The sequence below is a fragment of the Pseudorhodobacter sp. genome (genome assembly GCF_034675685.1).
Taxonomy (GTDB): Bacteria; Pseudomonadota; Alphaproteobacteria; order Rhodobacterales; family Rhodobacteraceae; genus Pseudorhodobacter.
On record NZ_JAUCDA010000016.1, the window covers coordinates 566570 to 592958 of the forward strand.

Sequence of the window (26389 nt, forward strand, 5' to 3'; positions counted from 1 at the left end):
AGCACCGAAAAGGCCAGCCATGCAAACCCGACCGCCAGCCCCGACAGACAGCGACATCCGCGCCCTGATAGATCTGCACCTGCATCTTGAAGGGCCGCTACTGCCGATCCTTCATGCCCTGCAGGCGGCTTTTGGCCATATCCCCGATACTGCCCAGCCGCTGATTGCGGCAGCGCTGAATATTTCCAAGGCCGAGGTGCATGGCGTTGTGTCGTTCTATCACGATTTTCGCACCGCCCCGGCGGGCCGCCATATCTTGCGGATTTGTCGGTCCGAGGCGTGTCAGGCGGTGGGGGCCGATGCATTGGCCGCCGAAACGCTGGCAGCCCTGGGGCTGGATTGGCATGGCACCACCGCAAACGGTGCGGTGACGGTAGAGCCGGTGTATTGCCTTGGGCTTTGCGCCTGCGGGCCGGCGGCAATGGTTGATGATCGGGTGCATGGCCGGTTGGACAGCGCGGGCATGAAGGCCCTGTTGGCGGAGGCAGGCGCATGAAAATATACGTTCCGATGGACAGCGCCGCCAAGGCGCTTGGTGCAGATGCGGTGGCCGAGGCGATTCTGGCCGAAGCAGGCCGTCGCGGGCTCAAGGTTGATCTGGTGCGCAACGGCACCCACGGCATGATCTGGCTGGAACCGCTGGTCGAGGTGGACACAGGCGGCGGGCGGCAGGCGTTCGGTCCCGTCACCGTTGCGGACGTGCCTGCGCTTTTGGACGGAACCCTGAAAGGGCTGGGCAAGGTGGCGGATATTGCCTTCTTTGCGCGCCAGACCCGGCTGACCTTTGCGCGCTGCGGGGTGATCGACCCGCTTGATCTGGATGATTATGCCGCCCATGGCGGGCTGGTGGGGCTGCGCCGTGGCCTTGGGATGGACCAAGCCACGATCATCCAGGAGGTGACCGAGTCCGGCCTGCGCGGGCGCGGTGGTGCCGGGTTTCCGACCGGCCTCAAATGGAACACGGTTCTGGGGGCGCAGGCCGATCAGAAATACATCATCTGCAACGCCGACGAAGGCGACAGCGGCACTTTTGCCGACCGGATGATCATGGAGGGCGACCCCTTTACCCTGATCGAAGGCATGATCATCGCCGGGATCGGGGTTGGGGCGACCAAGGGCTATGTCTATCTGCGGTCCGAATATCCAGATGCCATCAAGGTGATGAACGCCGCCGTTCTGATCGCGCGCGAAAAAGGCTTGCTGGGGTCAGATATTCTGGGATCGGGCAAGGCGTTTGACATGGAAATCCGTGTGGGGGCCGGGGCCTATGTCTGCGGCGAGGAAACCTCGCTTTTGAACAGCCTTGAAGGCAAGCGCGGCGTCGTGCGCGCCAAGCCGCCGCTGCCTGCCCTGGAGGGGTTTTTGGGCAAGCCAACGGTGGTGAACAACGTCCTCAGCCTGGCGACGATTCCGGTGATCTTTGAAAAGGGGGCGGCGCATTACGCGAATTTCGGGTTGGGTCGGTCGCGGGGCACGATGCCGATTCAGATCGCTGGCAATGTGAAATTCGGCGGGCTGTTCGAGACGGCCTTCGGAATGCCGCTTGGGGTGTTGGTGAACGAGGTGGCGGGCGGCACCGCGACGGGGCGTCCGGTAAAGGCGGTGCAGGTCGGCGGGCCGCTGGGGGCCTATATGCCCGCCTCTAAATTCGACACGCCCTTTGGCTACGAAGAATTTGACGGCCAGGGCGGGCTGATTGGCCATGCCGGACTCGTTATCCATGACGACCGCGCCGATATGCTGAAACTCGCACGTTTTGCGATGGAATTCTGTGCTGTCGAATCCTGCGGCAAATGCACGCCATGCCGCATCGGCGCCGTGCGCGGGGTGGAAACCATCGACCGCATAGGGCGCGGCGATTTGGCCGCGATCCCGATTTTGACGGACCTGTGCGAGACGATGAAGGAAGGCTCTCTTTGTGCTTTGGGGGGCTTTACGCCCTTTCCTGTGATGTCCGCGCTGACCCATTTCCCCGATGATTTCGTCACCACCAAGGAGGCCGCCGAATGAAGGATTTTATCCTGCCCGTATCCATGGATGACCGCGATTTCGGCACGCCTGCCAAGCTGGGCAAACCCGTGACCCTTACCATAGACGGCTTTGACATCACGGTGCCAGAAGGTACATCTGTCATGCGCGCCGCGATGGAAGCCGGGCTGAAAATCCCCAGGCTTTGCGCGACGGATTCGGTTGAGGCCTTCGGCTCGTGCCGCCTGTGCGTCGTGGAAATCGAAGGCCGGCGCGGCACGCCTGCATCTTGCACAACGCCGGTGGCGGCGGGCATGAAGGTGCAGACCCAATCATCCAAAGTAAAGAAGATCCGCAAAGGGGTGATGGAGCTTTACATCTCGGATCACCCGCTGGATTGCCTGACCTGTTCGGCCAATGGCGATTGCGAGTTGCAGGATATGGCCGGAATGGTCGGTCTGCGTGACATGCGCTATGCGGCGCTTGCAACGCATTTCCGCCCCCGCAACACCAGCGGCGAGGCCAACCCGGCCTATATCCCGAAAGATACGTCAAACCCCTATTTCACCTATGACCCCGCCAAGTGCATTGTCTGTTCGCGCTGTGTGCGGGCCTGTGAAGAGGTTCAGGGGACATTTGCGCTGACCATCGAAGGGCGCGGGTTTGAAAGCCGCGTTTCTTTCGGCGCCAGAACCGACACCGCGATGGAATCCGATTGTGTATCTTGCGGGGCCTGCGTGCAGGCTTGCCCAACGGCGACTTTGCAGGAAAACTCCATCATCGAATTGGGTACACCGGCACGCTCGGTCATCACTACCTGCGCCTATTGCGGGGTTGGCTGCGCCTTCAAGGCAGAGCTGAACGGAGATGAGCTGGTGCGGATGACGCCCTATAAACACGGCAAGGCCAATCGTGGCCATTCCTGCGTCAAGGGGCGGTTTGCCTATGGCTATGCCACCCATCAGGACCGTATCCTAAAGCCGATGATCCGCGATCAGATCAGCGACCCGTGGAAAGAAGTGTCCTGGGATGAGGCGCTGCGCTTTGCCGCCGCCCGGATGCGGGGATTGCAGGAAAAATACGGGCGGCGGGCGATCGGCGTCATCACCTCATCGCGCTGCACCAATGAGGAAACCTATCTGGTGCAAAAGCTGGCGCGCGCTGTGTTCGGGAACAACAACACCGACACCTGCGCGCGCGTCTGCCATTCACCAACCGGCTACGGGCTTGGCCAGACCTTTGGCACAAGTGCAGGCACGCAGGATTTCGATTCGGTCGAGCATACGGATGTGGTGATCGTGATCGGTGCGAATCCAACCGATGGCCACCCGGTCTTTGCCAGCCGCTTGAAAAAGCGGTTGCGCGCGGGTGCCAAGTTGATCGTCATCGACCCGCGCCGCATTGATCTGGTAAAATCAGCCCATATCAAGGCCGCCTACCACCTGCCGCTGCGCCCTGGCACCAATGTCGCTGTGGTTTCCGCGCTAAGCCATGTGATCGTGACCGAAGGGCTGATGGATCAGGACTTTATCCGCGAGCGCTGTGACTGGGACGAATTCAGTGAATATGCCGAATTCATCAGCCAGCCCCGGCACAGCCCCGAAGCGACCGAACTGCTGACCGGCGTCCCCGCGTCCGAGCTGCGCGCGGCGGCGCGGCTGTTTGCCAAGGGCGGCAATGGCGCGATTTATTACGGGCTGGGTGTGACCGAACATTCCCAAGGTTCTACCACCGTGATCGGGATCGCCAATCTTGCGATGCTGACCGGGAACGTGGGCCGCAAGGGCGTTGGGGTGAACCCGTTGCGCGGGCAAAACAATGTGCAAGGCTCTTGCGATATGGGGTCATTCCCGCATGAACTGCCGGGCTATCGCCATGTGAAGGGCGCCGAAGTGCGCAATATCTTTGAACAGGCATGGGGCGTTACCATCGACCCCGAACCGGGCCTGCGTATTCCCAACATGCTGGATGCGGCAGTGGAAGGCACCTTCAAGGGCCTGTATTGCCAGGGCGAGGATATCTTGCAATCCGATCCCGATACCAAACATGTTGCCGCAGGCTTGGCGGCTATGGACTGTGTGATCGTGCATGACCTGTTCCTGAATGAAACCGCAAACTATGCGCATGTGTTTTTGCCCGGCTCGACCTTTCTGGAAAAGGACGGCACCTTTACCAATGCCGAGCGCCGCATAAACCGTGTGCGCAAGGTGATGGCCCCGCGCAATGGCTATGCGGATTGGGAGGTGACCCAGCTTTTGGCGCGCGCCATGGGGGCAAACTGGGCCTACACCCACCCTTCGCAGATCATGGAGGAGATCGCGGCGACCACGCCCAGCTTTGCCAATGTCAGCTATGCGCTGCTGGAAGAAAAAGGCTCTGTCCAGTGGCCCTGCAACGAAAACGCACCCGAGGGCACGCCCCTGATGCATGTCGATGGCTTTGTGCGTGGCAAGGGGCGGTTTATCGTCACGGAATATGTGGCCACCGATGAAAAGACCGGGCCGCGGTTTCCGCTGTTGCTGACCACCGGGCGAATACTGTCGCAATACAACGTCGGCGCACAAACGCGGCGCACGGCGAATGTGGTCTGGCACGATCAGGACCTGTTGGAAATCCATCCACATGATGCCGAGCTGCGCGGCATCACTGAGGGTGATTTTGTCAAACTGGCCTCACGCTCTGGTGAAACCACCCTGCGCGCGAAGATCACAGACCGGGTGTCACCGGGTGTGGTCTATACCACCTTTCACCATCCCGATACGCAGGCCAATGTCATCACCACCGACTTTTCCGATTGGGCGACCAACTGCCCGGAATACAAGGTGACGGCGGTTCAGGTTTCACCGTCGAACGGGCCAACGAATTGGCAAGACGGGTATAGCGCGCAGGCCGCACAGTCCCGGCGCATTCTGCCAGCGGCGGAGTAGCCATGGCAATACACAGCACATGCAGCGTTGCGGGATGGTCGGTGCAGCGAGACGGTGCGCGGGATATCTTGCGCAGCCTTCCCGAAGAAACGCCTGTCGCCCTTGTTTTCAACGGCACCACAGCTGCGGTAATGATGGCAACACCGACCGATCTGAAGGACTTCGCTTTTGGCTTTGCCCGGACCGAGGGGTTCATTGGCGGCCTGGATCAGGTCGAAACATTCGAAATCATGCCCCATGCCACCGGGATCGAGGCGCGTTTCTGGCTTGGTGACGAACAGGCGCAGGCAATGCAGACCCGCCGGCGCATGATGCTTGGCCCTGTGGGCTGCGGGCTGTGCGGTATCGACAGCCTGGAGCAGGCAGTTCGCCCTCTGCCCGTGCTGGCAGCCACCGGCCCGCATCTGTCGCATCACGACGTGGCCACAGCAACCGATGCGTTACGCAACCACCAGCCGCTGCATGATCAGACCCATGCCGTTCACGCCGCCGGGTTCTTGATGCCCGGACAGGGCATCATCTTGTGCCGAGAGGATGTCGGTCGGCATAACGCGCTGGACAAACTTATCGGCGCGATGGCATTCGCCGGGCTTGATGCCGCCCAGGGCGCGATTGTGCTGACATCGCGGGTTTCGGTTGAAATGGTACAAAAAACAGTGATTGCGGGCTGTACGGTTCTGATCGCGGTTTCGGCACCAACGGCCCATGCCGTGCGCCTGGCACAGGGTGCGAACCTTACCCTTGCCGCTTTTGCTCGTGGGCGTGGCTTTGATGTCTATGCCCATCCTCAACGTATCCTGACTGGAGCTTGCAATGCAGCCTGAAAAGATGGTCATGATGATCAACCAGATCGCCACATATTTTTCCACACAGCCCGGCACGGATCAGGCCCTCAGGATTGCCGACCACATCAATGACTTCTGGGAGCCGCGCATGCGGATAAAACTGGCAGATCATGCAAAGGCCGGGGGTAAGGGGCTGTCGGCACTGGCCTTGGCGGCCTGCGCCCATATTCGCGCCCCAGCCCCATGCAGCAGCCAAACCCGGTGATCGGCCGCGCCTTGTTGCCTTTGCCTGCTGCCCATGGTGGAACAAGCCGCGCAGTTTCACGCCGGTTCCGCAGGTCGGCACGATAACACAGTGGCAAAAGTTTATCAGATGTTGCCTGTGGTTGGCTATTTTTATCGTGTAGACACAGCCTGACGGCGATGTTGACAATCGAATCACATCAGGTCGATATCTGATATTCACGCAACAGGAGCATATGATGGCGGTGTTTGAAGCCTATGACGAACACGATGCAATCGGCCTTGCCGATCTTGTGAAACGCGGCGAGGTATCGGCGGCGGACCTGCTTGAGACGGCTATTGAACGCGTGGAGCAACGCAACCCGATCATCAACGCGATGTCGCAGAACCTGTTTGATCATGGCCGCGAGGCGATCAGGAATGGTCTGCCCGAAGGCCCCTTTCGGGGCGTGCCATTTTTGCTGAAAGATGCCGCTGGTGATCTGGCTGGCTATCCCACGACCAACGGTGCCAGGCTGCTGAAACATGACGTTGCCAAAGCCGATTTAACCATCATCGAACGCTACAAGGCGGCTGGGCTGGTGATTTTCGGCAAGACGACAACGCCCGAATTTTCGCTTGCCGCCTCGACAGAGACCAGCCTGACAGGGGCAACGCGCAACCCGTGGGATCGCGGGCGTGTTGCCGGCGGATCGTCCGGCGGTGCCGCGGCGGTGGTTGCTGCGGGGATTGTTCCTGCGGCGCATGGCAGCGATGGCGGTGGTTCCATCCGTATTCCGGCATCGTGCTGTGGCCTGTTCGGCATGAAGCCGACCCGCGCACGCAACCCGTCGGGTCCGAAAATCGGCGAAGGCTGGGGCAGTTTGTCGGTGGCGCATGTGCTGACCCGCTCGGTACGCGATAGCGCGGCGATGCTGGATGTAACACAGGGCATGGCGCCGGGTGACCCCTATTGCGCACCGGCGCGCAACCGCCCCTTTCTTGACGAGGTGACAACCCCACCCGGAAAGCTGCGCATCGGGTATCAAACCTTGCCTGTCTCTGGCGCATATGTCGCAGAACCCTGCCGGCAGGCTGCCGAAGAAGCCGTGAAATTGCTGACATCGCTGGGCCACGAGGTTGAGCAAGTCTCGCTTCCCGGCGATTGGCAAGTGTTGCAACAGTCGCTTTGGGTCTTGGTTGCCACCAATATCGCGCGCAGCATCGGCGTTCTTGCAGACAAACGCGGCAGCCCGATCTTGCCGAGTGAGGTGGACCGGGTGACGTGGAATGCCATTGAATCCGCCTATAAGATGACCGCGTATGAATATGCGGTGGCGCTCCATTCAATCCACCACCAGTCCAGGCTTATGGCCGCCGTGCATGAAAAGTTTGACATCATTCTTAGCCCGACGGTTGCCACGCTGCCCCCGAAACTTGGTGTGCATCACACCGATACCGATGATATCGGAGTTTATGGGGCAGCATTGGCAGCGTTTTCACCGTTCACGCAGATGTTCAACATCACCGGCGCGCCCAGCATGTCCGTCCCGCTGCACTGGACCGAAGAAGGCTTGCCGGTCGGCGTGATGATGTCTGCGCCCTTTGGCCGCGAAGGCATGTTGTTCCGGCTGGCCGGTCAGTTGGAAGCCGAACGTCCCTGGTTCCACCGTCGCCCCGATTTGCAAGGCTGAAAGGCCGCATGATTTGGGCCAATAGGGCAGGCGTTGGCTTTGCTTGCCCGGCATGGCCCCTTGCAAAAGGGGCGGTATCGGGCAAGGTTTTGTGTGTGCGTGGGGGGGCGTCACGGCGGCACCATGCATCTGGCCGCCGGCAGCCTTTCTGCAATGGTTCAGGCGACATCCACCCAGCCGGGGATAAAGCGGCGCCAGTCGGGTTGCTTGCCCGCCGCGTAATCCATACCAATCTGCACCCAGTCGGGGTGGCGCCCTGCGGCGTAATCCATGCCGATCTGAACCCAGTCGATATCGTGGATATGGCCCCCCTGCGCGGCATGCGGCGCGCCATAGGTGATCAGTTTTTGCCCCTCCTCAAACCGCGCCAGCGATTGCCGCCAGATATCGCCGTCCCAATGCAGCGTCATGCGGGCCTGCTTTGGTTCATATTCGGCGGTAAACAAGGTGCCGAACCCTTCAGCATAACGCTCTTGCTTCAAGGGCGCTTTTTGGAAATTCCCGACAAGGGTTGCGGGGTCTGCGACCGTGGACAGCATTCCGGCAAGGTGATCGGCGCGCTGGTAGGTGTGGGTAAATGCGCCGCGATCCGGTGCGCTGCCATCATTTTGGTGATTGGTCGCGATCAGCCGCGGCTGCACCTTTGCCCCCCCGCCTGCATAAATCTCCACGCTCGCAGCGCCGCCCTGCGCATCCGCAAGGATGATATTATAGGGCATATGGGACGGCACCCGCTGCAAAACGCGCAGCGCCTCATCGACCGTATCGCAGGTTTCCAGCACATAGCGCAGAATGGTTGTGATGCCAAAACCGCGCCCTACCGCTTGCCGCCCACCATAGGCCAGAACGATGCTGAGCCCGGCGGCGTTGATACCATCCGACAGGCCCCACAAAAACTCTACCATGCCCATCACGGGCCGCCCGCACCACTCGCTGCGCAGCAACAGCCCTTCGTTCAACTCGGGGGACAAATCGTAGTTACGCACCAGACGGATATCATCCTTCGACACCGCACAAGCCAATGAACATCCACCAAGATAGCGCGGCGGGCACCAGGTAGACAGGAACCGGGCAGCGCGATCTGACCCACCCGAAAGCCGCACAAGCGCTGCGTGGACCGGCACAAGCTCTGGCATGTATTTGCGCAAGGCCGCCTCGCAGGCAGCGCGGTCGGGGCCATTGTCGCCGCCACTGGCGATAAACCATGCCTGATACGAGGGCCAGGACCGCCGCCAGCGCGCCAGCCATTTCGGACCGGGCCGCGACTCGGATACGGCGTCGAATGTAAGGGAATGTGTCATTTCAGTTGCCTTTCACGGGGGGGATTTGGCATGCGTGCAGATTGGCTCCACGCGATTGCGCCGGACAAACATCACTCAGGCCATGTTTTCGGGCAAAGCGGCCTATATCGGCGCCCTGTGCATAATCGGGGTTTTTGCGACGTCTGGCCTATCGTATGCGCCCAGCAAGCGCCTTTTTGACATCTGCACTGGCTTGCAAAGCGCCCAGCACGTCGATGGAGGCGATCGTTGCGAGCGCCAGTTCCGGCGTTACATCGCTGGCGATGCGGGCAAGCCCAACCACTTTGATGTGCAAGACTTCATTTGCAGCCCGCACCGCCTCCAGGTCGGCCACCGAATAATCCCGCAGCCCCAGTTCCATCGTATGCCGCTCGATGGTTTTTGACAGCGTTTCGGATTGGGCATCCAACTGGTTGCGGATCGCCGTGCGGATAAAATCGCTGCGATTGGAGTAGAACCCCTCTTGCACCAGCAAATCGACACGGCCCAAATCCACATAGCCAAGGTTGATCGTGATTTTTTCATTTTCGGGAAACTTGTCCCGGATCGGGTGTACGTTGCTCATCCGCGTTTCTCCATCTGTATGGATGTTATATGGATGATTTTTTACATGTGCAAGCGTAGACATTACTTTTCAGGCCAAAGAATGGCTGACTGAAGGGGTGAAAACAGGTTTTTATTCGGCGCGCTGGCTTAGCGCGCTGGGCGGCCAGGCTTTACCAAAGGCCCCAGCCCGTCGAGATAGCTGCGGTCGAAATCGGGGCCATAGACCGGAAATGCCACCTTGTTGTCGCGAAAGCTTTTGTGCGGTTGACCCATGCGCAAGATACCTTCGCGCCTCTGGCGACGGACAAGATCAAAATCCACTTCGATGGGGATTAGTTCCTCTTGCACGCTGCCGCGGTGCAGAATTTGGCCTGCGGGGTCAATCACCATGGAATAGCCATTGCCGCCTGCCAACAAGCCATTGATATGAAATACATAGCTTTGAAACATCGCGGCAGAGCCCTGCGCGATGGCAAGATCGGCCGGGCGGTCGATGAAACTGGCAAGCACCGGGTTGATGATCACCTCTGCCCCCATTGCGGTCAAGGTGCGCGTCACTTCGGGGAACCACAGATCATAGCAGATCGACACGCCAAAGCGGCCAATATCGGGAACATCGAAAACGCAGAACTCTGCCCCCGGTGTCACGCCGGTTTCATAGGGGGTAAAAGGGAAAATCTTGCGATAGCGGGTCACAACCTCGCCCGCCGGGTTGAAAACCGGGGTCGTATTATAGATGTGATCGCCGTCTTTCTCAAAATAGCTGCCCGGAACAAGCCAGCAATCAAAACGGCGGGCCAGTTCGGCGAATTCCTGTTCAATGGGGCCACCGATGGGCTCGGCCGCTGTCTTGTTGGGGCCATGTGGGGAAAGCTCGCTGAACACGACCATTTGAACCCATGGATAGGAATGAAACAACACCTCCAGACGCTTGCGCATCTCAGCGATGTTATTGTTCATCGTGACGTGCATCTGGATGCCGGCAATTGAAAATCGAGACATTAACTCTCCTGCATGGGTCAAATGATCGGCGCGCGGCGCTTGGTAAACCTAGGCTGTTTTGGGCAGGTGGGGGTCGTCGAACTGCGAGAGGGCCCAGTGTGACTGCGGGGCGGTATGCGCCCTGGGGATAATGGTTTCGCCCGACGTGCCGAAATTGCTGTGCGAACCCGCGGGAGAAAAATGAACGAGCCGCTCGCGCAGCCCGATTGCGTCAAGATCATGGTCTTCACGGCTGCCATCCATCCAGACCAATGAGATTTTTTGTGTCACCGGGCGGTAAAGGGCGGTGTAGATGGTGCCAAAACCCCGCGAATAGCCGGTACTTGCAAGCGGAGGGCGCAGAAATTCGCCCAGCAGGCGATCCGCCGTCAGATCGGGCTGTTGAAACAGGATTTCAAGGTGATCCGAACGGCCTTTGGTATTTGAAAACCTGCCATGACGCGGCCATTCAACACCCAGTTGATGATTGGTTGTAAAGGCCGAGCGCGTTACGATTGCCGGCCTGTCAGGTGCCAGGTAAACCGTCGCCCAATCGCCCGAAGCGTCAACCACCGAGACGTTATAGGACATATGCGACGTTACGCTGCGCAGCGCTTCGACCGCTTGCTGCACATCGGTACACATTTCCAGCACATAGCGAATGATAAGGGGGATACCGAAACCGGCGGCCCTGATCGTGCGCCCGCCAAAGGTCAGCGATGCGGCCAGCCCGGCATCGTTCATGCCATCGGCCAGCCCCACGATCCCCTCAACCATGCCCGCAACCCGGCGCCCGCGCCATCTTGTCGAAAGCAACGTGGATTCGTTCAAATGCGGGTCCAGATCATAGTTGCGGATCAAAAGCGGGCCATCATGATCGACAAACACGGCTTGCGTGCAGTTCACCAAATAACGGGGAGGTGACCAAAAGCTCAAGAACAGCGCAACATTTTCATCGGCACCGCACACGTCAACCCAGTTGTCCCACAGACGTTCAAACTCTGGCATATTGCGACGCAGCGCCAAGCGGGCATCCCGCAGGTCGGTAGAGCGGGCCGTATGGCGTTTTCGGACCCATTCGGACCAACCGGGCCATCCATGGGCGAATACCTGACGCAACGCGTCAGAAGGCTGATCTTCTGCAAGGCTTCTGAAATTGAGTTGCATGTTGAGGCCATTACTTTTTGGGGGGCAGAAGCGTGCATTCTACACAACGCTGTCCATTTCCGTTTTCCCGCAAGTTCTGCAGTAGACGTATACTGCGATATATTGACCTCACCAAGACAATTGTCAAGAACAGCGGCCCATGGACCCGACGGCACCATTGCCAAAACCAACCTGGCCATCCTGGAAAATTTCAGCCGGGGCCAGCACATGTCGCCAACTTACCCAGCCCCCTATGCGCCACCAGATCGCGCAGGCGCAGCTTGATAAAACGCGAGGGGCGGCGCCGACTATTGCCAGCACCGCCCCCCGCGCGTCACCTGTTGCAGCCCCTCAACACATTTCCTTGCGGGGCGCTGCGCTTGGTTCACCATATTATCAGAACAGCAAACCTGGCAACCACAGCGCAATTTGCGGGAACAAGAAGACCAGCGCCAAGCCGAGGATTTGCAGCATGACGAAGGGCAGGGCCGACCAGTAGATATCGACAATGGTAACCTCTTTGGGCGCAACCGATCGCATATAGAACAGGTTGTACCCAAAGGGTGGCGTCAGATAGGCCGACTGCATGCTAAGGATAAACAGCACCGCGAACCATGTGGTGTCAAAGCCCAGATCCGCGACAATCGGAACAAACAGCGGCACCGTGATGAACACGATCGCGAAGTCATCCAGAAACATGCCAAGGATAAAATAGGCCACCAGCATTGAAACGATAACAAGATTTGGCGACAGATCGAAGTCTTCGATCAGCTCTCCCACAACCATGCCGGCCCCAACGCCCACATAAATCTTGGAAAAGAAGACGGCGGCGATGGTGATCCACATCAACATGCCCATCAGCTTGGTCGTCGAAATCATCACATAGCGCAGCGTGTCCCAGCTCAGGCGACGCTGAAGCGCGGCGATCAGCAGGGCGCCGAAAGCCCCCAGCGCCGAGGCCTCGGATGGCGATGTGATACCGCCGATAATGCAGCCAAGCACGGTGAAAATCAGCAAGCCCGGCGCGATCAGGAACCGCAGGGATTTCAGCTTTTCAGTAGTGGTGAATTGTTCCTCGGCCGGTGGGCCCAGGGATGGGTTGATGCGGCAGCGCACCAGAATGTAGATGATATAAATCCCTGCCAGCATCAGGCCCGGCATCAGCCCGGCAGCAAACAGCTTGCCCACGGAATCGCGACTGAGGAAAGCATAGATGATCATCAGCACGCTGGGCGGGATCAAAAAGCCAAGCGCGCCCCCGGCCATGATCGTACCCGTAACCAGCCGCTTGTCATAGCCACGGCTTAGCATGGCGGGCAGCGCGATGATGCCAAGGCTGACGGTTGCGGCCCCGGACACACCGGCCATGGCGGCAATCAAGGCGCAGATGACAACGGTTCCGATACCAAGGCCACCGGGCAAGCGGCCCATCAGCTTGTGGATCATCTCAAACAGATCGTCGGTAATGCCCGAGCGTTGCAAAACCAGCCCCATGAAGATGAACATCGGCAGGGCCACCAGCAGAAAGTTGTCCATCGCGCTGAACGTGGAGGAGATCAGCAGGTCAAGCCCGCCATCCCCATAAATTGCATAGGCACTGCCAACACCGCAAATCGTCAACGCCCAGGCAAGCGGGGCGCCAAGCGCCATAAGCATCAGCATTGACGCAAACATGATTCCCGTTATGGCAAGCGGGTCCAGATTTTCCATTTAATGATCCTTGAGAAAGCAACAGCGCGATTTGGCCATAAGTCAGCGTTTGTTGGGTGCGTTGGTGTCCGGAGCGACAGGCAACAGGTCGGGGTCGATATCATAGTCAAACTCCCGTTCGCGGGGGTCGTCATAATCAACCTTGAGCAGCGTCAGAACGGCGCGCAGCAACTCGGCCATATTCTGCAACAGCACCAGACCCACAGCCACCGGAATCACCGTTTTGATCGGATAAAGCGGCGGTTGCCACATGCTTTTGTTGGAATATTCCAGCACGGCCCAGCTTTCAGCGGCAAAAGCGATCGCCAGTTTCAGAAAGATCGCCAGAACGACAGCGCCCATCGAGAAGATAAGCACATCGCAAAAGGCTTGCCCGCGTTTGGGTAGCGCACCCCAGATCACTTCGCTGCGCACATGGCCACGATGGCGAAGCGTATAGGCCCCCGCCAACATGCAAAAAGCACCATAAAGCATCGTACTGGTTTCGTGTGCCCAGAGGGTCGGAGCGTTGAAGAAATACCGGGCGGCAATTTCAATCATCAAAACCCCGATCATCCCCAGCGTAAGCCAGGAAATGGCCCGCCCGACATATTCGGACAGGCCATCCTGGGCGACAAGGTATCTTGTCACCCAAACCATCACAGACGCCCTTGTGCCTTGGCGTTTTCAACCAGCAGTTCGATCAGCTTGGCGTTGCGCGCCGAACGAGCCGCTTCTTCCTGCCAGACGTCCTGCGCTGCAACTGTCAGCTGCTTGGAATCAGCTTCGGGCAGTTCGGAAAAGACGAACACGTCACCCTTGGCCGCCACCGATTCGTTACCCGCAGCCAGCCAGTCATTGATGTCTTGCGCGAATTGCGCAATCGCATCCTGCATGATCTTTTTATGCTCATCCGAGAGGGCATTCCACTTGTCAGGGTTGGCAAGGAATGTTTCGGTCCAGCCCGGCATCAGCATGTTCAGACGGGTATAGTATTTCGCCGCCTCATTCAGCTTGAGCTGTTCGTATTCGACCGGGCCACCATAGATCACGCCGTCAATCACGCCGGTTGACAGGCCGATATACAGCTCGCCTGCGGGCATATAGACCGTCGGGATGTCGAAATGCGACAACACCTTGGCAACAGCCGAGGTCGCGCGGATCTTGCGGGTCTTCATTTCTTCCAGGTTGGCCACAGGCTCTTTGGTCAGCAAATCGTAGTCATGACCATAGCCTTTGCCCAGGTAGACAACGCCCGCCTCTTGATAGGCTTCGCTCAACAAGGCATTGACCGGCGCGCTGTCAAAAAAGTCTTTGGCCTCTTTCACGCTGGTCCAGCCGCCGGGCAACCCGGCCTCGATATTGCCGATGTCAACCTGGCCAGACCAGTAACCACCCGTGCCATGCGCAATGTCGATGGAGCCTTTTGCTGCGGCTTCCAGCAACTGGTCGCTGGCCACAAGCTCGCCGCCATGAAAGACCTGAACCCGCAGATCACCGCCAGATGCGTCTTTGACCGCATCGGTGAACTTCTTGATGATAGGATCAATCTCTGTGCCGTAAAAGGTGTGGAACCGCAGCCGCGTTGTGTCTGCTGTTGCAACCGAAGCCATTGCAGTCATCGCGACCGCACCAGACATCGCAGCAATCGCAACGCGGCGTGTGAACAGGCTCATTTTCATAGGGAACTCCTCCAATTCAGGCGCTTTTGCGCCTCTTTGCTTATAGCCCGCACCAAACGAGGCGAAAGGGCTTTATTGTCTCAGGCCCGAGGTCGGGCCTTATTCGTCACACTACGTCTTGCCCGCCCCTTTTGGCAACTTTATTATCAAAAGTGGCTGGCAATTGCATAGGATGTGTCGTTACTTACGGACCATAGGCAACAAATGTAAAGAGGCTCGGCGCTTGAAAAGATTCAGCCTGACAAAAAATCTGATCAGGCTCGGTGATTTCTTTACCGATGCCAAGCAGCATGTCCTGAAACGGATGGCCGCTGACAAACCCAAGCTTTTACAGATTCCAGCCGCGCGCTTGCGCAAACGGGCATTCACCAACGGGAGAGAGCAAAAAATGACCGAGCAAAAAGAAAAACTAACCGGGCTGACCGAAATCTATCGCTATCTGCGGCGGAACAAGACGCCGATTTATGTGGTCATGCCCACACCTTTCAACCTGCTCGGGCTGGATCAATGGGTCGGTGGATTGGAGTTCGTTAACTACTTTGACGTCTTTGATGGTCAACATCCACGGGTTTTCAAGCCCACGCAGCTTGGGGCGCCGGTGTTTCAGTCGATGGAAGACGTCGGAAACTATCTGATCGACCACCCCGAATTCCGGGCCCGCATCCGTGAGCGTGAGTCGGGGCTGGCGCTTTTTGTGATGTTTGACGAGAAAACCGAAGAGCTTTGCGAGGATGTCGGCGTCAGGATCGCGCTGCCTCCGAATGAACTTCGCCACCGGCTGGACAGCAAGATCGAGACGACGCGCCTTGGCAATGAAGCCGGGGTTGAAAGCGCGCCCAATGTGATGGGCAAAGCAAACACCTATGCCAAGCTGAACAAACTGGCCGCCAAGGCCAAGCTGGGCAAGGATCTGGTTGTGCAAACGCCCTATGGCGACAGTGGTCGCACCACCTTCTTTATCAAGTCGAAAGAAGACTGGGACAAGTTTTCCAGCAAGATCATCGGTGAGGAATTGAAGGTGATGAAGCGCCTCAACCACCTGCCGGGCACGATTGAAGGCTGTGCAACGCGGCACGGAACGCTGGTCGGGCCCGTCATGACGGATATCACCGGTTTTGAAGAAATCACCCCCTATAAGGGGGGCTGGTGCGGCAACGACATTTCGCCCGCTATCTTGCCCGGTGGTGTGCCTGAAAAGGTCCGCGAAATGGCGCGCAAGCTCGGCGATCGGCTGTATCAAGAGGGGTACAAGGGCGTTTTCTGCATGGATTTCCTGCTCGATACCGACACCAATGAGGTTTATCTGGGCGAGATAAACCCACGGATTTCCGGTGCCTCTCCGCCCACAAACTTCATCACCTCCACCTATGGCGGTTGCCCGTTGTTCCTGTTCCACCTGCTTGAATTCATGGATGTTGATTATGAAATTGATATCAACGAAGTGCAAAGCCGTTGGAATCACTATGACTACTGGACCCAGCTGATTCTAAAACAGACCGAGGACAAGGTAGAGCTGATCACGCAGGCCCCAAGGTCCGGAATCTGGACCATGGATGATGACGGCGCGATTGAATTCACGCGGGCGGGGCACAACATCAACGCGCTTGGCGATGAACATGAAGCGTTTTATCTGCGCGTCTATGGTGTCGGCGAATACTGCTATCATGGCGCCGATCTGGGCGTGGTCTTGGCCCGAGGCCGGATGCAATCGGATGACCGAGAATTGTCAGAGCGGGCAAAACTGTGGAACAGCGCGATCAAGGCCGAATTCAAAAGCGTACCACTGACAGCCAGTACCGAAGTGCCTATGCCTGCGGATATGACCGCCGGCAAATGGTTCTGACATGCAACAAGCGGGGAATCTTACGGATTCCCCGCTTTGCCCCCCCTGATTTTTCTCCCACTCCATGTGGCTTTGTTGTCCAAACCAGGCTGAAGCCAAGTTTGGCCCGATAAGATCAAACAGATGGCCCGGCGGTGAAATCGCCTCTGGACGATATTCAGCACGCGGGGACACGCGCAAAAGCCGAGGCGGCGCTGACAGTTTTCTCTGAAAGGCATAGCGTCAAAAACCCAAAGGGTGGTGCTTGCCTGCCCATTTGGCCAAATTCGGTCCTGTCGTAAATCCTGGCATCGCCAATCTGGAGAAGCTGGCCGATAGGGCGTTCATTCTATGTTTCCCCGGCTCTTGTAATTCTGATCCGGCGGCTTGCTGCACTAACCGAGGAGATCAGCGCATTTGATCAAGACTGGCGGGCTTGGCATGCAGAGAACGAGGCCAGCCGCAGATTCGCTGCAATTCCGGGCATTGGTGTGATCACGGCAACCGCCATCGCAGCGTCAGTCACAGACCCCGCGCAGTTCCGCTCTGGTCGGCAGGTCGCTGCGTCGTGCGGCACGCACGCCTTCAGCGTGATGCTTGGCCTCACGCCTCAACCGCCTTCAACCGGTGGTAAGACCCGGCTTGGCTGCATCTTCAAACAGGGGGATCGGTATCTTCGACGATTACTGGCCGTAGGTGCGACTGCGGTCATGCGTCACGCGAAGAAAAATCAGCCCCCTATGACTGATTGGGTGAATGGTTTGCTGGAGAAAAAGCCATTCCGGCCCGTCTCCGTCGCGCGTGCCAATACACGCGCCCGCACCGCCTGGGTTATCCTGACGAAAGAAGATCCCTACCGCCCATACGGGCTGCCCGCCTGAACGGCACATAGCTCAACACGAATTGGGAAAGGCAGTCGATGATGCATAACGACCGAGTCAATGGTGATGAAAACCCGCCTGAGTCAACCTGTCCCTAAAGCACGCGAACTTGATTAGGGACTTCACCGGCGGATTTCCATCAGGGCCGGCGGCAGATGCACGTCGTACAAACAGGCCGGACATATGAAAGCAACCGATCAACGCAACGAGACAAGATCAGCCCTTGCCACTAGGGGTGTCCAGATATGAATCAGAAAACAAACCCGATGGGAATCCTGATTGTCCACAGGCCCCTAGCATTACAGTTGCATATTTGATTTGAAGTGTGTCTGTTGGGCTATGGCCTGATGAGCGCGTCGCCAGAGCGACCATGCAATGACATGGGCGGGATGAATTTGTTGCCGTGCGAGGCGGGTGGCGATGCGGCGGATTTCCTGCATCGACCAGCGGATCAGTTGGCGGTCTTTCGCCATACCGACCGCATCTTTTTTTGGGGATCCAAGGGGCGAGTATTGGCCCGATTGCGGATGACTGCCATCATCGCGAACGCGAGCATCACCAGCGAGACGTGGCGATGCCAGCCATGCCAAGAGCGGGTTTCGTTGTGGTCGAGGCCGAACTCATTTTTGGCAGTCTCAAAACTCTCTTCGATCGCCCAACGATGCCCCTCCACCGTCACCAGTTTTTCCACAGGCGTGCCAACCGGGCACCAGGTCGAGAAGAAGGCGAGGTCGCCATCGGCGATGTTGCGGCGGATCAGCAGCCCGCGTGTCCAGACACCGGTGAAATCCGCGCTGAAATCATCGGCGTCAAGATCAGCGAGATCGAGATAGGCCCAGTCATGCAGTCTCGCGCCTTTGGTTCCCTCGCCTGCTGACAGCCGGTGCCAGGCATCCTCGGGCAAAGCTTCAGCGATGTCCTTCGCGGTTCCGTTAACGGCCAGCGGCTTACCCCATGAGCGGAACGAATGGTTGGCGTTCACACCCAGCACATAGCCTTTGGCTGCGCGTTTGAGCGCCATTTCCATGTCTCCCACGCCATAAACGCTGTCGGCTGCCACCCAGGAAAACGGCACGTTTGAAGCAATCGCCCGCTCGATCATCGTGCGCGCCAGTGCAGGCTTGGTGGCAAAGCGAATGCTGTCCGGCACATGGGCCGCCGCCAGGCGATCCCGGTCATCCGCCCAGCCCTTTGGCAGATAGAGCGCCCGATCAATGAAGGCATGACCATGCCGGGAGACATAGGATGCGAACACACCGATCTGGCAATTGGTGATCTTGCCGGCCGAACCTGTATACTGCCGACCGACCCCGCAGGATGCCTTGCCCTGCTTGAGAAAACCGGTCTCATCAAGCACGAGAACGGCATCGGGATCGGCCAGCGTCTCAAGCGCGTAATCACGCATGATGTCGCGCAAAGAATCCGCGTCCCAGCATCCGCGACCCAGGATCGCCTGTTGCCGCCAAGGGCCGAGATCGCCCGCCGCTTCCGCACGCATCCATCCCGTCTTGCGTCTTTCTTCCCCCAGTAAGCCGTCCAAAAAATGGCCCGCTGACACCGCCACACGCTCCTGCGTGAACAACGGTCGCATCCGCGCCTTCACTTCCCGCAACGAAGACGCCCAAAGTTCAAGCGTCGCCTCGACTGATGCACCTGTCATCCATGACCTCCGATTCATGGAAACTCATGGATTCAGACATCAGAGTAAAATGCAACTGTAATGCTAAACTGCGGCAAGACCAGTTTGCCAATGGACCAGAGGTCAAAGATGCATTGGCAAACCAAATCAGGTCACTCGATGGTGGCACTCCAAGCCAACCAAGTCGTTATACGCGAAAATATGTGGCTAAATCTCCATATCTGCGCCGGAGTAATTCAACTGGATAGACCATCTGAATTCTAAGCCAGTGGGTTGGATCTGGAAAGAAGAACGGAAACAAGCGGGTAGGGGGGGCAAGCACTTGCGAACCGTCCTCCAAACCGATATTGAAAAAAACACGGTCCCGTAGCTCAACTGGATAGAGCACCTGACTTCTAATCAGGATGTTGGGCGTTCGAGTTGTCCCGGGATCGCCAAACTACAATTCCACACCCCAAAATTGACGTTCGGCCATGCAACATTCAAGGTGAAATTGCGGGATCTTTTGTGGCATATAAGGTGAGCTGGTATTGCGTCAGCATAATGCTATGTCAGGAAAAAGAGCTTTGGACACTGGATTTGTAGATCTCGATATAATGCTCACTAGAATCCGGCATCCCCAGTCCAAGGCGTATTTTCTGGACGCGGTAAGAGCTTACAAAGCAGGCGCGTTGCGTGGCGCACTCACCTCAGCATGGGTCGCCCTCGTATATGATTTGATCGCTAAATACCGCGAGTTGAGCGCCATGGGTGATCAAGCCGCCACCGCTTTTCTTCAATATTGGGACAATGCGACATTGTCAGGCGACATCACCAAACTGCTTCAGCTCGAAAGAGGCATTCTAGAAGACGCGACCGCCAACACCCAAGTCGTCAATCGAATCGCCCGGACGCAACTGGAGCGCCTTCGCGAAGACAGGCACCTCTGCGCGCACCCGGCCTTCTCGGCAGAAGCAGACCTCTTCGAACCATCACCGGAATTGGTCAGGCTTCATCTAGGGCCTGTTGAGATTCATCGAGAGTTGATGATAGCGGCGGCCAGATAGATTATTGAAGCGAAGCTCTGGTCTGTTTTACAGGCCCGCAGGGCTATACGTTTGAATTCCTTCAGTTTTTGAAAGTAGTTCTCAATCAGATGCCGCCATTTGTAACTATGGTTGTCGAACTCTGGCGGGAATTTTCGGTTGGATTTTGGTGGGATGACCGGAATAATTCCTGAAACACTCAGGGTTTCGCGCAGCCAGTTGGCGTCAAATGCGCGATCCGCAAGGAACATTTTGCAGGAAATACCCTCAATGATCTCCGCCGTTTCGCGCAGATCATGGACTTGCCCCGGCATCAGACGAAATGAAACCAGATTGCCGAGCGCGTCAGTCAGGCCCAGAATTTTTGTGGTAATTCCACCGCGAGATCGCCCTATAGCCTGGCTTTAGTCCCCCTTTTGCGCCCTGTCCGTGGCGGTGAACCTTGCAGATTGTGCCATCAATCATGACGCATTCCATGTCTGGATCACCCGACACGGCGTCAAATATCCGTTTGAAAACATCGGCTTTGACCCAATGTCGGAAGCGTTTGAAAATGGTGTTCCAGTTGCCAAATTCAGCTGGAAGATCACGCCACGGGGCACCGGTTCGGGCAATCCACAAAACCGCCTCCATGAAAACGCGACTGTCCCCACCCGTGCGACCGGGGTCACCTTTTTTGCCAAAACAATGCGGCTCCATTAAAGCCCACTGGGTATCGTTGATAACAAAACGCTCGCTCAACATCCAAACCTCCTTTTTTGAAGGAGTGAATCAGAAGTCAGCCAAATTGTGAATCCTGAATCTCAACAAGCCCTAGTCAACGCGGTCGATCTGGTGCTTTCGCAGGAACCCCTACAAGGTAAAGCGATCTTGGATATCTATGACGTCGACGTTCAGTCAACAGGGTTTCCAACGACCTATGAACGCATTCTCGATTATGTCGAGCAGCGCTACCTCGCGCGCGTCCGTGCTCAGAACGTGCGTAACTTCGGCACGGTCCTCGCAAAGTCCCTTCTTAAGGGAGTGCCAGCGCAATGGGAACCACTTCATCGGAAAATCATTCCCTCGCTGGTCGCGATACGCGAGCGCGCCACTGACACCTGGCCAAGTGTCTTCATGGCAATCATCCAGCTGATCGACAATCTCGAACCGGCAAACCGCCCTCGCGCTGTCGCTTTCATCGCCGCTTTCCCGGATATTTGGCCAGGACTTCAGGAACCGACGCGGACCGCACTGCAGCAGACCATAGAGAATGCCGACCCCGCGGGACTAACTGACTATCGCATTCTAGCGGGAGTGACTGTCGCGCAGTTCCGCCCCCGGCTGTTGTCCCTGATAGCCGAACTCAATAGGACGCAAATTGCCGCTGCCATCGCCTCTCAGCCGCTCGCTGAACTTTGGCCGCGAGCAATACGAGAATATCAGAGCTCTGGTAGCTGGCGCGGGTCAGAAGCGAACTTCGGCGAACTCATAACGCCGTTCGCCGGCCGTCTCAACAGCCAACAGCTCGATGAACTTCTCGATGCCATAATCGATAATGGACAGAATTGGGATGCTGCGGAGACTGATACGCTTCTGCATGGCGTATTGCGCAACGCGGTGCCTGTTGACCAGCCGAGCCCAGAAGCGCGTAATCGCTTCTATCAGCATATTCAGCGCATGCGCCGTGCCGCCAAATATGAAGAGGTGCTCGCCCTCTTCCAGTCTGACGGATGGGTGCCGCCGCCGCAAGACCAGCTGGTTGAAGATTAACCCGTAGTAGCACGGGGAACTCAGAAAGGGACGCACCGATCGCGTTGGTGGCTGGCCTTCAAATGAATGGCCGCTCACTCTGTCTTTCTGCGGGTGCAATCCCGCGACATTACAGACCGTTTTCCGCCCTCCACGTCGGTGATGCAGAAACCGCGAATGGTCTTTCGCACGTGCAAAGAACGCCAGCATCGTGCGCATTACCGCTCTTCGTCATCGACGCCGCCTGGCTCACGAGACGTTCATGTCAGACTGGCACCACTAGGGCCTGTTGAGATTCATCGAGAGTTGATGATAGCGGCGGCCAGATAGATTATTGAAGCGAAGCTCTGGTCTGTTTTACAGGCCCGCAGGGCTATACGTTTGAATTCCTTCAGTTTTTGAAAGTAGTTCTCAATCAGATGCCGCCATTTGTAACTATGGTTGTCGAACTCTGGCGGGAATTTTCGGTTGGATTTTGGCGGGATGACCGGAATAATTCCTGAAACACTCAGGGTTTCGCGCAGCCAGTTGGCGTCAAATGCGCGATCCGCAAGGAACATTTTGCAGGAAATACCCTCAATGATCTCCGCCGTTTCGCGCAGATCATGGACTTACCCCGGCATCAGACGAAATGAAACCAGATTGCCGAGCGCATCAGTCAGGCCCAGAATTTTTGTGGTAATTCCACCGCGAGATCGCCCTATAGCCTGGCTTTAAGCTCCCCCTTTTGCGCCCTGTCCGTGGCGGTGAACCTTGCAGATTGTGCCATCAATCATGACGCATTCCATGTCAGGATCACCCGACACGGCGTCAAATATCCGTTTGAAAACATCGGCTTTGACCCAATGTCGGAAGCGTTTGAAAATGGTGTTCCAGTTGCCAAATTCAGCTGGAAGATCACGCCACGGGGCACCGGTTCGGGCAATCCACAAAACCGCCTCCATGAAAACGCGACTGTCCCCACCCGTGCGACCGGGGTCACCTTTTTTGCCAAAACAATGCGGCTCCATCAAAGCCCACTGGGTATCGTTGATAACAAAACGCTCGCTCAACATCCAAACCTCCTTTTTTGAAGGAGTGAATCAGAAGTCAGCCAAATTGTAAATCCTGAATCTCAACAAGCCCTAGCATTACAGTTGCATTTTACTCTGATGTCTGAATCCATGAGTTTCCATAAATCGGAGGTCATGGATGACAGGTGCATCAGTCGAGGCGACGCTTGAACTTTGGGCGTCTTCGTTGCGGGAAGTGAAGGCGCGGATGCGACCGTTGTTCACGCAGGAGCGTGTGGCGGTGTCAGCGGGCCATTTTTTGGACGGCTTACTGGGGGAAGAAAGACGCAAGACGGGATGGATGCGTGCGGAAGCGGCGGGCGATCTCGGCCCTTGGCGGCAACAGGCGATCCTGGGTCGCGGATGCTGGGACGCGGATTCTTTGCGCGACATCATGCGTGATTACGCGCTTGAGACGCTGGCCGATCCCGATGCCGTTCTCGTGCTTGATGAGACCGGTTTTCTCAAGCAGGGCAAGGCATCCTGCGGGGTCGGTCGGCAATATACAGGTTCGGCCGGCAAGATCACCAATTGCCAGATCGGTGTGTTCGCATCCTATGTCTCCCGGCATGGTCATGCCTTCATTGATCGGGCGCTCTATCTGCCAAAGGGCTGGGCGGATGACCGGGATCGCCTGGCGGCGGCCCATGTGCCGGACAGCATTCGCTTTGCCACCAAGCCAGCACTGGCGTGCACGATGATCGAGCGGGCGATTGCTTCAAACGTGCCGTTTTCCTGGGTGGCAGCCGACAGCGTTTATGGCGTGGGAGACATGGAAATGGCGCTCAAACGCGCAGCCAAAGGCTATGTGCTGGGTGTGAACGCCAACCATTCGTTCCGCTCATGGGGTAAGCCGCTGGCCGTTAACGGAACCGCGAAGGACATCGCTGAAGCTTTGCCCGAGGATGCCTGGCACCGGCTGTCAGCAGGCCAGGGGACCAAAGGCGCGAGACTGCATGACTGGGCCTATCTTGATCTCGCTGATCTTGACGCCGATGATTTCAGCGCGGATTTCACCGGTGTCTGGACACGCGGGCTGCTGATCCGCCGCAACATCGCCGATGGCGACCTCGCCTTCTTCTCGACCTGGTGCCCGGTTGGCACGCCTGTGGAAAAACTGGTGACGGTGGAGGGGCATCGTTGGGCGATCGAAGAGAGTTTTGAGACTGCCAAAAATGAGTTCGGCCTCGACCACAACGAAACCCGCTCTTGGCATGGCTGGCATCGCCACGTCTCGCTGGTGATGCTCGCGTTCGCGATGATGGCAGTCATCCGCAATCGGGCCAATACTCGCCCCTTGGATCCCCAAAAAAAAAAGATGCGGTCGGTATGGCGCAAGACCGCCAACTGATCCGCTGGTCGATGCAGGAAATCCGCCGCATCGCCACCCGCCTCGCACGGCAACAAATTCATCCCGCCCATGTCATTGCATGGTCGCTCTGGCGACGCGCTCATCAGGCCATAGCCCAACAGACACACTTCAAATCAAATATGCAACTGTAATGCTAAGCCTTTGTCCGGCCTTGAATGTCTATCTGCGCAGCGTGCAGGTCTGTTGGTCAGTTGCGCATGCGCATGATCGTTTCAACCTTCTCCCGCTCGAAAAGCGATCCGAAATCTTGCCCATGCGGTGAGAACGGTGCCACTCTGGCCGCTCGGAGCCTCGCTGCACAGGTGTTTTGGTGAAGGCCGAATTCGATCTGCATCTGTGGAAGCGTCAAAAAACGCCGATTGAACGCGGCAATATCTTCATCGGAGACGTAGAGGATGCGAGCGTTCGTGACCGGATGGTGCGTCCACTTAGCGCTGACATGGCCAGCCTCGAACAGAGATTGGAACCAGCCTTCGCTTCGCATGCCTATGCTGCGTGCAAATGCAGATGCCGGGATACCATTGCTCGCTTCCCTGTTATGGAAACGACTTTGCTCAACCTGTTTCGCCATTTCGTCGATCTCCGACTTCATGACCATCAAGAAACGATAGCCAGTTGTCGCGTTAACGCGGCCCAGTGTTAACTCGGCCTGCCGAACGGCTTCTATGATATTTAAGGTGGTCCTAGTTTTTCGACCAGTTTACAGCCTTGTTAAGATGGATCAGGGTTTCATTTCAGGCCGCTAATCTCATTGGTTCTGTTTGGGTGGCATAGGCCTCGTTGGGGGTCAAGATACCGTGGGTGGAGTGGGGGCGTTCCGCGTTGTAATAGGCCAACCATTTTCCAATACCCGCCTTGGCCTCGGATCCCCTCTCGAAGGCATGCAGATAAACGCATTCATATTTCAGGGACCGCCAAAGCCGCTCAATCATACGGTTGTCGATCCAGCGCCCTTTGCCGTCCATGCTGATCTTGATCTTTGCATCCACCAGAACCTCAACCCAACTGCTGCCTGTGAATTGGCTGCCTTGGTCCGTGTTGAATATCTCTGGCGTGCCGTATTTGGCCAAGGCATCCTTCAAGGCTTCCACGCAGAACTCCGCGTCCATGGTGTTGGACAGCCGCCACGCCAAAACCTTGCGGCTATACCAGTCCATGATTGCCACCAGGTACAGAAAGCCCCGCTGCATCGGTATATAGGTGATGTCTGCGCACCAAACTTGGTTCGGCCGGTCGATCGCCACGTTTCTCAGCAGATAGGGCCAAATCTTGTGCTGCGGGTGCTTCTTGCTGGTGTTGGGCTCCTGATAAATCGGGGCCAGCCGCATCAGGCGCATCAAACGCCGCACCCGATGACGGCCACAAGCATGGTCCTCGCGCTGCATATAACGGGCCATTTGACGCGATCCATACCACGGGGTCTGCAGAAATTGCTTGTCTATGATCGCCATGAACCTCAGGTTCTCTGCGCTCTCGCCCTTTGGCTCATAGAAAAGGTTCGACCGCACCAGCGTCAGCAACGCGCACTGACGCCGCACGCTCAACTTATGATCCTTGCTCACCATCTTTTGCCTCGCGTCCCGAGCAGTTGAACCGAGGCATCTGCCAAAAAATCCCGCTCCACAACAAGCTGCCCAATCTTCGAGTGCAGCTTTGCTATATCAGCCGGGCTCGGCGTGTCAGGATCAGGGCCCCGTCGTCCAAACGTCGCGGCCATGTTATCAATCGCTGCACGCTTCCATGTGCTGATCTGGGTAGCATGCCACCCCATACTTCTCGACAGCTCAGAAAGCGTCATCTCTTCGCGGATCGCATCAAGCGCAACCTTGGCCTTAAACTCGGGCGCGTGGTTCTTTCTCTTCGTCATTCTGGATCATCTCGCTCATTAAGAAATCCATCTTAACAACTGGTCCGAATTCCCGCGAC

General features: G+C 57.4%; 23 protein-coding genes, 1 tRNA gene and 3 pseudogenes. 14 read left to right on the top strand and 13 right to left on the bottom strand.

What is annotated here, in order from left to right; translation table 11 throughout:
- The first annotated feature begins 19 nt into the window (after positions 1 to 19).
- The 6 genes from VDP61_RS14185 to VDP61_RS14210 all read left to right on the top strand — a co-directional run bounded on the left by VDP61_RS14185 (position 20) and on the right by VDP61_RS14210 (position 7596).
- Complete coding sequence (locus VDP61_RS14185; RefSeq protein WP_323007507.1) at positions 20 to 496, top strand: formate dehydrogenase subunit gamma; 477 nt, start codon at positions 20 to 22, stop codon at positions 494 to 496.
- Positions 493 to 2010, top strand: coding sequence for a formate dehydrogenase beta subunit (locus VDP61_RS14190; protein WP_323007508.1), 1518 nt, complete (start codon positions 493 to 495; stop codon positions 2008 to 2010). Before VDP61_RS14185 ends, VDP61_RS14190 begins: the two co-directional genes overlap by 4 nt.
- Entirely contained in the window at positions 2007 to 4895 is a 2889-nt protein-coding gene (gene fdhF / locus VDP61_RS14195; RefSeq protein WP_323007509.1) for a formate dehydrogenase subunit alpha, read from the top strand. Before VDP61_RS14190 ends, fdhF begins: the two co-directional genes overlap by 4 nt.
- Before the next feature lie 2 nt (positions 4896 to 4897).
- Positions 4898 to 5719 carry a formate dehydrogenase accessory sulfurtransferase FdhD gene (gene fdhD, locus VDP61_RS14200; protein WP_323007510.1) on the top strand — a complete coding sequence of 274 codons (822 nt, stop codon included), beginning with the start codon at positions 4898 to 4900 and terminating at the stop codon, positions 5717 to 5719.
- Positions 5709 to 5945, top strand: a complete 237-nt coding sequence (locus tag VDP61_RS14205) for a formate dehydrogenase subunit delta (protein WP_323007511.1) — start codon at positions 5709 to 5711, stop codon at positions 5943 to 5945. The genes fdhD and VDP61_RS14205 overlap by 11 nt, the downstream gene beginning before the upstream one ends.
- A gap of 217 nt (positions 5946 to 6162) precedes the next feature.
- Positions 6163 to 7596, top strand: a complete 1434-nt coding sequence (locus VDP61_RS14210) for an amidase (protein ID WP_323007512.1) — start codon at positions 6163 to 6165, stop codon at positions 7594 to 7596.
- Between the two features lie 158 nt (positions 7597 to 7754).
- Here VDP61_RS14210 and VDP61_RS14215 read toward each other — a convergent pair whose 3' ends face one another.
- The 7 genes from VDP61_RS14215 to VDP61_RS14245 form a co-directional block, all read right to left on the bottom strand.
- A complete protein-coding gene (locus tag VDP61_RS14215) occupies positions 7755 to 8897 on the bottom strand; it encodes a C45 family peptidase (protein WP_323007513.1) in 1143 nt (380 codons plus the stop codon).
- Positions 8898 to 9045: 148 nt separating this feature from the next.
- Positions 9046 to 9462 carry a CopG family transcriptional regulator gene (locus VDP61_RS14220; RefSeq protein ID WP_323007514.1) on the bottom strand — a complete coding sequence of 139 codons (417 nt, stop codon included), beginning with the start codon at positions 9460 to 9462 and terminating at the stop codon, positions 9046 to 9048.
- A 128-nt stretch (positions 9463 to 9590) separates the two neighbouring features.
- Positions 9591 to 10445, bottom strand: coding sequence for a carbon-nitrogen hydrolase family protein (locus VDP61_RS14225; protein WP_323007515.1), 855 nt, complete (start codon positions 10443 to 10445; stop codon positions 9591 to 9593).
- Between the two features lie 48 nt (positions 10446 to 10493).
- The gene (locus VDP61_RS14230) at positions 10494 to 11591 is read right to left on the bottom strand and encodes a C45 family peptidase (protein WP_323007516.1); all 1098 of its coding nucleotides are present in this window, start codon (positions 11589 to 11591) and stop codon (positions 10494 to 10496) included.
- Positions 11592 to 11966: 375 nt separating this feature from the next.
- The gene (locus tag VDP61_RS14235) at positions 11967 to 13280 is read right to left on the bottom strand and encodes a TRAP transporter large permease subunit (protein WP_323007517.1); all 1314 of its coding nucleotides are present in this window, start codon (positions 13278 to 13280) and stop codon (positions 11967 to 11969) included.
- A 42-nt stretch (positions 13281 to 13322) separates the two neighbouring features.
- Entirely contained in the window at positions 13323 to 13919 is a 597-nt protein-coding gene (locus VDP61_RS14240; protein WP_323007518.1) for a TRAP transporter small permease subunit, read from the bottom strand.
- Complete coding sequence (locus tag VDP61_RS14245) at positions 13919 to 14941, bottom strand: TRAP transporter substrate-binding protein (RefSeq protein WP_323007519.1); 1023 nt, start codon at positions 14939 to 14941, stop codon at positions 13919 to 13921. Before VDP61_RS14245 ends, VDP61_RS14240 begins: the two co-directional genes overlap by 1 nt.
- Before the next feature lie 388 nt (positions 14942 to 15329).
- On the opposite strand from VDP61_RS14245, the gene VDP61_RS14250 reads away from it, so the two are divergent.
- From VDP61_RS14250 to VDP61_RS14255, 3 genes and pseudogenes are all read left to right on the top strand, one after another.
- The gene (locus tag VDP61_RS14250; protein WP_323007520.1) at positions 15330 to 16784 is read left to right on the top strand and encodes a biotin carboxylase; all 1455 of its coding nucleotides are present in this window, start codon (positions 15330 to 15332) and stop codon (positions 16782 to 16784) included.
- Between the two features lie 386 nt (positions 16785 to 17170).
- Positions 17171 to 17476, top strand: a pseudogene (locus tag VDP61_RS17900) (transposase); the annotation flags it as partial.
- Between the two features lie 27 nt (positions 17477 to 17503).
- The gene (locus VDP61_RS14255; RefSeq protein ID WP_323007521.1) at positions 17504 to 17644 is read left to right on the top strand and encodes a hypothetical protein; all 141 of its coding nucleotides are present in this window, start codon (positions 17504 to 17506) and stop codon (positions 17642 to 17644) included.
- 299 nt (positions 17645 to 17943) lie between these two features.
- Here the strand turns inward: VDP61_RS14255 and VDP61_RS14260 are convergent, their stop codons facing one another.
- Together VDP61_RS14260 and VDP61_RS14265 are read right to left on the bottom strand one after the other, a co-directional pair.
- Positions 17944 to 18117: a hypothetical protein gene (locus VDP61_RS14260; protein WP_323005855.1), complete on the bottom strand. Its 174-nt coding sequence runs from the start codon at positions 18115 to 18117 to the stop codon at positions 17944 to 17946.
- A complete protein-coding gene (locus tag VDP61_RS14265) occupies positions 18096 to 19322 on the bottom strand; it encodes an IS701 family transposase (protein ID WP_323007522.1) in 1227 nt (408 codons plus the stop codon). The genes VDP61_RS14260 and VDP61_RS14265 overlap by 22 nt, the downstream gene beginning before the upstream one ends.
- 321 nt (positions 19323 to 19643) lie before the next feature.
- Between VDP61_RS14265 and VDP61_RS14270 the strand changes: the two genes are divergently transcribed.
- Together VDP61_RS14270 and VDP61_RS14275 are read left to right on the top strand one after the other, a co-directional pair.
- A tRNA-Arg gene (locus VDP61_RS14270) sits at positions 19644 to 19720 on the top strand.
- A gap of 129 nt (positions 19721 to 19849) precedes the next feature.
- Positions 19850 to 20329 carry a hypothetical protein gene (locus VDP61_RS14275; RefSeq protein ID WP_323007523.1) on the top strand — a complete coding sequence of 160 codons (480 nt, stop codon included), beginning with the start codon at positions 19850 to 19852 and terminating at the stop codon, positions 20327 to 20329.
- Here VDP61_RS14275 and VDP61_RS14280 read toward each other — a convergent pair.
- A pseudogene (locus tag VDP61_RS14280) lies at positions 20296 to 21052 on the bottom strand (IS5 family transposase). The gene VDP61_RS14275 and the pseudogene VDP61_RS14280 overlap by 34 nt on opposite strands.
- A 126-nt stretch (positions 21053 to 21178) precedes the next feature.
- On the opposite strand from VDP61_RS14280, the gene VDP61_RS14285 reads away from it, so the two are divergent.
- Entirely contained in the window at positions 21179 to 22060 is an 882-nt protein-coding gene (locus tag VDP61_RS14285; protein WP_323007525.1) for a hypothetical protein, read from the top strand.
- Between the two features lie 275 nt (positions 22061 to 22335).
- Here the strand turns inward: VDP61_RS14285 and VDP61_RS14290 are convergent.
- Positions 22336 to 23094 (bottom strand): annotated as a pseudogene (locus VDP61_RS14290) (IS5 family transposase).
- Between the two features lie 136 nt (positions 23095 to 23230).
- Between VDP61_RS14290 and VDP61_RS14295 the strand changes: the two are divergent.
- Both VDP61_RS14295 and VDP61_RS14300 read left to right on the top strand, forming a co-directional pair.
- The gene (locus tag VDP61_RS14295) at positions 23231 to 24442 is read left to right on the top strand and encodes an IS701 family transposase (protein WP_323007526.1); all 1212 of its coding nucleotides are present in this window, start codon (positions 23231 to 23233) and stop codon (positions 24440 to 24442) included.
- Positions 24421 to 24594 (top strand): hypothetical protein, encoded by a 174-nt coding sequence (locus VDP61_RS14300; protein WP_323007527.1) that lies wholly within the window; start codon positions 24421 to 24423, stop codon positions 24592 to 24594. The genes VDP61_RS14295 and VDP61_RS14300 overlap by 22 nt, the downstream gene beginning before the upstream one ends.
- 56 nt (positions 24595 to 24650) lie before the next feature.
- Here the strand turns inward: VDP61_RS14300 and VDP61_RS14305 are convergent, their stop codons facing one another.
- Positions 24651 to 25055, bottom strand: a complete 405-nt coding sequence (locus VDP61_RS14305) for a hypothetical protein (protein WP_323007528.1) — start codon at positions 25053 to 25055, stop codon at positions 24651 to 24653.
- 142 nt (positions 25056 to 25197) lie between these two features.
- Positions 25198 to 26330 (bottom strand): IS3 family transposase gene (locus tag VDP61_RS14310; RefSeq protein ID WP_323007529.1). Its coding sequence is split into 2 segments (ribosomal slippage): positions 25198 to 26063 and positions 26063 to 26330, totalling 1134 coding nucleotides; the frame shifts between segments, so codons are not numbered across the junction.
- Between the last annotated feature and the right edge of the window lie 59 nt (positions 26331 to 26389).